The organism is Pseudoalteromonas sp. SG44-1 (assembly GCF_014164315.1).
GTDB lineage: Bacteria > Pseudomonadota > Gammaproteobacteria > Enterobacterales > Alteromonadaceae > Pseudoalteromonas > Pseudoalteromonas rhizosphaerae.
On record NZ_JACJEW010000095.1, the window covers coordinates 1 to 8,048 of the forward strand.

Annotated in this window: 2 protein-coding genes; both read right to left on the reverse strand. The window is 46.1% G+C overall.

Annotation, left to right across the window (positions count from 1 at the left end; all coding sequences use genetic code 11):
• Nucleotides 1-7,747: phage tail protein (locus H5187_RS22150; protein ID WP_220493325.1), on the reverse strand; the 7,747-nt coding region annotated here is incomplete at its 3' end.
• The coding region (locus tag H5187_RS22155; RefSeq protein WP_182798376.1) for a DUF6950 family protein at nucleotides 7,740-8,048 on the reverse strand (309 nt) is incomplete at its 5' end. The genes H5187_RS22150 and H5187_RS22155, both read right to left, overlap by 8 nt.

The following is an 8,048-nucleotide window of genomic DNA, read 5'->3' on the forward strand; positions in this document are numbered from 1 at the left end:
CAGAGCGTGAGCCAGCTATTGGCACCCCGTCTTCGGTGTACGGAAATGCAACAGTATTAGCCACAGCCCTAAGCTGTAATGACTGTCCAGCACTGACTGCTAGATTTGTATTTGCAGATACTCCAGCGGAAACTGAAAGAATCATTTCTGACCCTTCTTGTATGCAGTTAGCTGTGCCCATCGCGTTATTGCCTGCGATTGATTGCCACGTCCCCCCGATAAATCTCTCTATATCTATTATTGAATTGGGTTTGTATTGATTTGCAGGGCAGATGCCTGCGCCCATCCCGCTACCTTGAGCCGAAACACTTGCTGCAATAGTTATTGCTGTTGTGCCTCCTGGTATTGTAAAGGGGCCTGTTGATACATTAAGCAGCCCTGATGTGTTGGTTGCTTGGCGCGATATAGACAAAATACCCGCTTGGAAAGTACCGCCAAAATAAAAGCTACCGCTATTGGTTTTATAGCTAACCGCATTGCTCTTACTCATGCCTGCGTAAATTGGCAGTTGTGTAGTGCTGTTCCACGTAACGCCGTTTATTTTTGGCCCGTACCACGATATTAAGTCTGCGCTTGTGCCAAAAGCAGTTGAACGACCAACTATATCCAAATAATCTGAGCTTGGTTCTGTGATTGCTATTTCACCGCCAATAATACGTGGTGATGTAATCTGAGTGGAGGCTCTAAATGACTCACCATCAACTGAGCCTTTTATTAATGCATTGCCATTGACTAACAGCGTATAACCAACCCAAGTTGAACCATTGTATTTTTTAGTGTTTTCAATACTCGGATCACTGGTTTTATAGATTGTTACTATGTCATCAATAACGGGGGAGTTACTCGGTACTGCGCTGTTTGCTGTCGCGTCAGACCATGCACCGTTTGACGTAGCGACGGTGTAACGGCCAGCGCCACGGCTACCGCTGGAACCATCCGTGCCTTTTATAATGTAAGGGGTAGGGTTGCTCCACCCTTGATTAACCCATGCATTTCCGTTTGATACATAACGCGCTTTTGATACATACGTGACATAACCCGCGACATACACGGGAGTGTCGCTCCAGTACTGCGGTATTTGCTCTACAGTGCCATTAAAACTGCCGCCGCTTGGTTTTGCGGGCACTGACTGAGCCGCAATGTAAATAAAACTAACAAAGCTGCCGTCATTTCCATCAAAATAATCAATGCCTTTTATTGGGCTGTAACCCGCTAAACCCAATTGAGTAAATGCAATGTTAGTAAGCTCTGTACCTACTTGATAAATACTACAATCAAAACCGTAAACACCACTTGGTACCGTGATTGATGAATAAAAAACCACGCCATTTTTGTAATAATGTACGTGCTCACCATCGCACTCAACAGTTAGATTATCTGAGCTGGTATAACTGCCAAAAAAGCCAACATACGTACCCGATTCATAGATACTAATTGAACCTTGATCACCGTAAAGTGCATAGTTAATGTGCTCATAACCACCCAACGTGTTGGCTGTTTGGCTAAGCCCAAAAATAGTATGGCGGCTATCATTTAACGTCGCAGATACAGCACATGCTTTGTATTTCATAACACTCTGAGCACCAGCATCCCAGCCTAATGATCCGGCAACCTTAGTAACACTGTTACCCGTTTTTACTGCATTGGCGTTTACAGCATTAAGAGTAAAAGCATTCGCACCATCTACGCCGTTGTTACCGTCGGCTATAACAATGCTATTACCCGCGCCGTCGTTAACTGTGTGGGTACCGTTACCGTTATCTGTCACTGTTGGTATGGGGGCTGCATCACCGTCCACGCCATCTTTAATGGTGATTGTGTCTGCGCCGTTGGTAATTGTGTAAGAGCCGTCAGGGTTCGTTGTGATTGTTGGTGTGTCGCCTTTGTCACCTTTTAACCCCGTTAAACGCGCGGCGTTTGACCATGATGTGATCGCGGTGCCGTCTTCAATTGTGCGCTCACGTCGGTAAAGGTCTCCCGAGGTGTATTCTGAATGCCAGCCACTTGAGCCAGTCACACTATAAACATACTCAACATAACGAGTTTTTCCGTCCGCGCCATCTTGCGCTTTAATGTCATCTAGTGAGCTAACTTGGTGGCCATCGCCCAGTACTAAACGGCCTTTAAATATGTGTACTGGGTTTAGCGGATCAGAGTTATCAACGTAAGACGTTGGCACAAACGTGTCGCCAACCATAACGCCCTGGCGAATGATGTCACCCACTAAATCAAGGCTGGCAATTTCACCATCGTTATAGCCAGCAACACCCGTCACACGACCGTTATTATCGAGCGTCCAACCACCACGGGCAACGAGTTTGCCATCTACAGTGGTAAAAAGTTGGCGTAGCTGTTTAATGCTTGCCGTGCTTTCGCCATCTGTAATTTGCATGTTAGCGATAAACTCAGCAAGGGGGCCATTAACCCACGAGCCACCATCGGCAACACATTGTACCGCGTCATTTTCGCTGGTGATTTGACCCTCTGCATTTACGCAATAACCAACTGCAGTACGGGTGTACTGTTGCGCAGTGGAAATGGCCGTATTTTTAGCGGCCTCAGTGTCATTTTCAATTTTGCTTGTAAGCGTTTGCTGCAACGTGCTGAATGCTTGGTTTTGACTTGCAAATGTTTCGCTTACTTCGTCAAAGCTGGCGATTGTGTCGGCAACGAACGATTCAAACTCAATATCACGTAAGGTGTTGGCTTCATCAATGCTCGCAAGGGCAGTAGTAACATCACTAAAACGCGCTGTTACGTTATCAAATGTGGCTTGATAACGCTGATCACGTATTACGCTTGATTGATATTGATTAGCAACGGCTTTGTTTAGTGACGTAATAATAGCGTTGTTACTATTAAAAATGGCGGCTAACTCAAGCTGCTGCAGAGCCAAGCTTTCAATGTCTGTTGTTTGCGCTTGCAGCTTTTCGTTTGCGAGTGACGCTTTAACATTGAGCGTTGCTAAGTCCTGGTCTTGCTTAAATTGATTGTACGCAGCAATTACATCATTCAAGCCTTTCGCTTGTTGCCCAAGCTCTAGCCCTTGAATTTGTAAAATGCTAGTCGTTACTGCGCCTTCTGCGGCATCTAAACGTTGTTTTACATTCGCAAAGGTAGCGTTTACGCCGTTTTCTTTATCGTTAAATAACGTGATCTGGTTTTCAATATAACCCTCTGCAGCATTAATAAACTGCTGCGCGTTATTGGCTTTTTGCAAAGTGCCGTTGTCATCAAACTCTTGCAGTGTTGCACTTATTTGATACGTGGCATTAAATGTATCAAGTAGTTGGCTTACGTTACTTTGTGTTTGATAGCCTTGCAGCGTTACCCATGCTGCCCCAATTTCAACGGCGCGTTGCACGGCTGGGCCATCTACCCAAGTATGGCCGTCTAGCTCACATTGCACGGCATCGTCTTGATCAACACGTTCGCCGTTTTCATCTACGCAATAGCCGGTTACTGCGCGGGTAAACTCGTTAGCAGTGGCAAGCATAGCCAAATCTTGCGTTTGAAATTCAATGCGTAGCTGTGCGCCCATGCTTGCACGTGCTTGCTGTTCGTTTACAATGGCTTCGTCAAGGGATATTAAATCAGATTCGGCCTCACCCATACGCACTGATAACTGTTGGCGAGCTGTCGCTTCATTTTGAATATCATCCGCATTGGCTCGTATGCTTTCCTCAGCAAGTGCAATAGATTCGTTGATACCATCGGGTTGAGCAACAAACTGGGTGATCAAGTTTGTAATAGTGCCCTCAGCCGCGTTAATCCATTGCTGCGCCTCTTTTGCGGCAGTAATTATTCCCTCGTCGTTAATCTGTTGAATAGTCGCTGTTATGCCGTACTGGCCATCAAACGTGCTAATAAACTGCTGTACGTTAGCCGCAGTTTGATAGCCTTGTGCTGCAACAAATACGGCAGTGTAATTATTTATTAACTCAACTAATGGGCCTGCTATCCATTCATGCCCAGCGGCAATACAGGCTAGGGCGTCAACTTCATCAACTTTATTACCATCGGCATCAATGCAGTAACCAACAACCGCCTCTAAGCGCTCGTTGGCTTGAGCAACAGAACGCGTACCCTCGTTGATAATTTCGGCTCTTAGCTCACGTTCAGTAGTTGTACGGGCTGTACGTTCGTTAGCAAATGCTTGGTTTAAACTCGTTAAAAATGCGGCGTTTTGACCGTATAAGCCTGCTAATTCCAGCGTTTGCGTTGCGAGTGACTCAATATCATTAGTAACGGCCGTTAGTTTTTGATTCGCGGCAGCTAGGCTAAAGCTTTGCTCTGCTAGCTCTTTGTCTTGCTGCATTTTGTTGTATGCTGCAATAACCTCATTTAAGCCTAACCCTTTAACATCAATTTCTAGGCCCCTTACTTGTGTAACGCTTTGGCTTATTTCGCCAGCGATGGCATCAATGCTTTGTTCAGCGGTGCTAATGCGCTGGTTTACACCATCGTCACTGTTTAAAATGCTGGTTACTTGGTCGCGTATAGTTGCGTTTGCTCCGTCGATCCACGTTTGAGCAGCGTTGGCTTTTACGATGATGTCTTGGTCGTTAAACTCTTGCAGCGTAGCGGCAATGCTGTACTGAGTATTAAACGAATCTATAAGCGTTTGTACGTTACTTTGGGTTTGATAGCCCAGCGCATTAACCCAAGCGGTTGTTGCATACTGGGCCATGATGCCCGTTGCGGCATTAATGTCTTGCTCAAGCTCAGTGGTGCGGGCGGTAATATCAGCAAGGGCTAAATCGTTTGCACCGCGTTTACCCACCTCGATAAAGTCGATATCACACGCGCCAAGGTCAAACTCTAAACTGGTAATCGTGCCCGTGTAGCCCGCTGCGCCCGTAGCATCGAGCGTTAAGGTCTCAAAATCTGTGCCCGTTGGCGATGGCAAATGTAAGGTAGTGGTACCACCATTAAATTTGATATCGCCGCGCCAGGTTGTGCCCGCATGCTTACGCACGCGCAGGCGAAACATCGGGTTTTCAGCCGCGTTATAGCTGATTGTTGGGCTGCTAATTTGCGCCGTGGCAACAATATAGCCGGTTGCGTGGTGGCTATCTGGATCAAACCCTTCATTACCCGTATTAAACTGCCAGCTATACGCAGGCTGTAGCGCGGCTAATGCACCGGCTATTTGTCCCTCAACCTCTGCAAACGTGGCTTTTTGGTTGATTTGTGCAGCTTGTACAATAAGCTGCGCTTCTGCCTGACTTATACGATTTTGAGATTGCGCAATTTGTTGTGACGCCAGCGTAATTTTACTGTTCACACCGTCAATCATTAGCGTAGCGCTGTTAAAACTTTCATCTGTGTAGGCAAAAGCACGGTTTACAATAGTGCCAGTGTCAGGGTCAACATACACAGCCGCATCAATTAAGCGCTCGTTATTAAACGCGCGGCGCTCGTATTCGTTACGCCAGTTTGTGTACGCACTGGTTACGTTTAGCAAACTTAAACCAATATTTTGCTGGGCTAAACGCTGTTGCTCAATGGCAATATTGTTGATTTTAATCAGCGCGGGCAGGCTGCTATCAACCGTTTCGTCTAACACCTCAGTTACGCGCTCTAAATCGGCTATTTTGCTGTTTGAGTCAGCTAGTTGCTGCTGTAAGTTGTTCGGATTTTCAGCGTCAATTACTTGTACTTTTTCAGCAAGTCCGGTGATTGCATCAAGGTTTTTAGCAATTAAACTGGGTAAGTTGTTTTCAGTCTCAGGGCGCAGTCGGTCTACTTGCGCGTTAATGTCTGCAATTAAAGTTTGTGCCTCAGCGCTTAATTTTGTAAGGGGTAATTCATTAATATATTCGGTTAAGTCGACTGTAGTCGTGGTGGCCGTTACATTCACCCAATCACTTTCGCCTAGGTGATTTACGCTGCGCACTCTAAATTTATAGTCGGTTTCGCTTTTTAAACCGATGCGATTATAAATTTGTGCAAGCACACGTTCGCCGCTTTGTGGCTGTGCGTTAGTGCCTAAAAACTCCCACTCAAATGCAGTGCCAATGCCTGCTGCAGCAATCTCGGCAGTGAGCGTAATTTGGTTATAATCAGCCGTTACATACACAGTCGGCAAGGTGGGGGTTAGTACATTAAATTGCACAGCAACAAGTAATGAGCGCTGGCCAAAAATGTTTTTAGCGCTAATACGTGCGGTGTATTCTCCCAGCTGCAAATTAGGGATTGTTACTTGTGTATACGTAACAGAGGTTTTAAATACCGGCTCGTTGGCGTCGGTATTAATAAACTTAACATCGTATTCATGCACAGCAAGCGGGGTCGGGTGGTTCCATTTGATTATACCGTTGCCATCACCATCTATTGTTACCCGTACATCAAAAACAGGCTGAGGTTTGCCTACCAAATAGTCACTATTTGGGGTTAAATCCTGCGCACCAGGTACTAAATTATCAGCCCATAAATCGGGGCCGTCTTCAACACACATCAAGCTTACACCGCCATCTAATCTAAAGCGGCGCTCGGTTACACGGTAAATTTTATTATTAATCGACTCGCGGGGTAAGTTTAAAAGCACAGTACGGCCAACCGCAGCAGCTAAGCCTTTGTGCTTAAGCGGTAGCTCTATTTCGCCAAGGCGTGTTTGCTCTAAATAAATTGTTGCTAGGCGCTGCGCAGTGGTGCTACTGCGTACAAATGGCAGCGATATAGACTTTTCTAATATCTGATTATCAATGGTTTGATACCCAGCAGACACAACAGGCGGGGCGTCTGTACGATCGTAGTTTTGCTCAGGGTCGGTAAATGTGGCTCTAACAACATTGGCACGGTCGCGTAAATCAGCATGCCATTTAATTTTAATATTGCCGTGTACATCATCCTGGTTAATTGTATACGTCGGGTTGCCATACCATGCACCTACCCGCACATACCATTGGCCCATTTGTCTAAAAATTTTACCCGCAAAACAGGCTTCTAACTGGTTTAAAACATCAATTGGTTTGGTGCTAAATGTAAAGCTGCCATTGGTTGTGTAGCGCGGCTCAGTGGTAACAACACCCTGAGCGTCGGTAAACTCGGCGTCTTCATCACACACGTTAATTGCCGCAATCCACCACTGCAACGGCAACCTGCTAAAGGGCACTTCATACGCGCCATAAAACCGCACATAGTGCAGGGCGCACAGTACGGCGTTTTGACTCCAAAGCCAGGTGGTTTCATCATCAGGGTCTTGGCTTGTATCCCGTGGGTCCCACACTCTAGCGCCGCGTATTAAAAAGCCCATATCGCCAATGCCGTCTTCAAACACTTCGCGGTTATTTTCAATCTCTATAAAAATATAGCTTTGCCCAAAGCCCACATGCTCACTGGTCCAGCCCGCCATTTTAGCCACGGCTTTAGCGTTTGCAGTAGTTTGGCGGCCATCGCTGAGCGAATAATCCCAACTCTCACTTGGGTAATCACTCAGCTTTTTATCAGCAATGTAAATCTCTTCAAGGGCATCAATAGGCGCACCGTTAATGAGTACAATTAATTGCATCCATTTTTTATCGCCTTTTTCAACTTCCGCTTGGTGAGCAATAACACCGCCCACACGGTCACGGCCAAAAGTAATACGCCTTGGTTGGTCTATGCCTTTTTGTAGCCCTTGGCCAAGTGTGGCTAAATCATTTTCTGGCAAGTCCGGCGCTAACGAATCCCACAGTGCGCCAAGCCCTGTATAATCAAAAACAGTATCAACAACATTAACAACCGTATCTATAACCTTAGACATTTCGCGGCTCCAACGGGTAGACCGCTTTTACTGTGTCCATTGGTCGGGTTACTAAACCATATTCACCCACACACACCACTGCGTTTACAGTCACTATGCCGCCCACATACTCACCTTTAAATTCAACTAAGGCGATATCACCACGGCGGGCGTAACTAAGCGCTATAGCAGGGTTTAAACGCTCTTTAAACACACTTTGAACATCATTTAAACCGCGTTTAAATAGTTGTTTAAACGCGCCAGTTTCAGTGCGGTACTTACCTCTAAAATCCGCAGCTACATCACTGCCAGTTGCAAATAA